This is a genomic window from Mesorhizobium sp. M7A.F.Ca.CA.002.09.1.1, assembly GCF_003998555.1.
In the GTDB taxonomy this organism is placed as follows: domain Bacteria; phylum Pseudomonadota; class Alphaproteobacteria; order Rhizobiales; family Rhizobiaceae; genus Mesorhizobium; species Mesorhizobium ciceri.
The window spans coordinates 1-1,373 of the sequence record NZ_RZRR01001191.1 but is presented as its reverse complement, the minus strand read 5'-3'; the positions used below and the strand labels follow the sequence as shown (position 1 = coordinate 1,373).

Annotated in this window: 4 protein-coding genes; all 4 read right to left on the bottom strand. The window is 59.5% G+C overall.

From position 1 onward, the window contains the following. Positions 1-195: fructose-bisphosphatase class II (locus EN994_RS31670; RefSeq protein WP_127308163.1), on the bottom strand; the 195-nt coding region annotated here is incomplete at its 3' end. A 204-nt stretch (positions 196-399) separates the two neighbouring features. Then, positions 400-567, bottom strand: a complete 168-nt coding sequence (locus tag EN994_RS31665) for a Thivi_2564 family membrane protein (protein WP_013531988.1) — start codon at positions 565-567, stop codon at positions 400-402. Positions 568-638: 71 nt separating this feature from the next. Continuing rightward, positions 639-995 carry a hypothetical protein gene (locus tag EN994_RS31660; protein WP_024505708.1) on the bottom strand — a complete coding sequence of 119 codons (357 nt, stop codon included), beginning with the start codon at positions 993-995 and terminating at the stop codon, positions 639-641. Positions 996-1,128: 133 nt separating this feature from the next. After that, positions 1,129-1,373: ACT domain-containing protein (locus EN994_RS31655; protein WP_127308162.1), on the bottom strand; the 245-nt coding region annotated here is incomplete at its 5' end.

Sequence of the window (1,373 nt, the reverse complement as noted above, 5' to 3'; positions counted from 1 at the left end):
GATCACCACCGTGCCCCTGATGGAAAGCCGGTTGAGTTCCTGGCGCATGGCATCCACGGCGACCTGGTCGGCCGCCTTTTCGTCGCCGCGCCCACGCAGCCTGGCGGCCGCGACGGCGGCCCGTTCGGTGACGCGCACCAGTTCCATGGTGAGTATCCGGTCAAGGCCGGCGACGATGTTCTGGGCCACATTCATCTGGTGATTTCCTCGTTGGCAATGCGGCCTCCCGCCGGAGGCGGGCCTGTTTTGTCAAACGAGCATGACAACGGCAAGACCTGCCACGAATATTATCGAATATCCAACAATATCAATCGATTAAACTACGTCTTGAAACACGACCGGCCCGATCGCCACGCGCCGGGCCAGTCTTAAAACGGTGAGAATGGCGGCCTTCGCGGCCTAAAAAACCGCGAGGTATTTGAGCAGCGAAATGATGCCGATGATGATGACGATGACCTGAACTATTTGTCTCATCCGGCCATCGAGCGGCAGGCGTTGAACCAGATAGAGAACGAGGATGATGACGAGGAATGTGATCAGGATGCCGATCAACGCTGACGAAGCCATGGTGTCCTCCTTAAAAGTGATTTGCTGAAAACAACAGAAAAGGCCGGAAGCCCGGCCCTATTGCGCTGCGGTCAATACCAGCGGCGGGAGGTATCGTTCGTCGATTGAGCAATGGCGAAGCCGGCCAGAAAGCCGAGCAGGCCGATCACGCCGACCAAAGCTGTCGTCGTACCAGGATTCTCGCGCGCGACTTCCGAAACAGCCTGGGCTTGGCTGCGCAGTTGTTGCGCCGTACGCGAAGCGCGGTTCGCCGCGGTGTCGTACAACTCGGACGCCTGTTCGCTGGCGTCATCGAGCATCTCCGCGCCCCGCGCCGAAATGCTCTTGTTGATCTTGGTGATCTCCTTGCGCAGTTCGGCAATCTGCTTTTCCAACGTCTTCTGGATGTCGTCGATATCGGGGGTGTCGGATTTGTTGGTGTCAGCCATGAAGCGGTTCCTCTGGTTGGTGACCAAGAGAACGGCGTCGACGCGAATTCGTTCCGGTCTGTGGCAGCTGCCTGCCTCCAGACCGGACCTCAATGCCTGCGGAATTCTTGTCCCGCGCGACTGTCGGACAAAGCTACCCTGCCCGTTCGATGCGGATGACCTGCGGTTTGTCGGTCAGATGTCCGTCCTTGGTGATGCCGTCTACCGCCTTGCGAACGGCGGCCTCCGTCGTCTCGTGGGTGACAAGGATCACCGTCTTCTGTGCCGCCGCCTCGCCGTTGACTGCGTGCTGGACGATCGATTCCAGCGAGATGTCATTGTCGGCCATGCGCTTGGCGATTGCCGCGAACACGCCGATGCGGTCGTGCACGGTCAGCC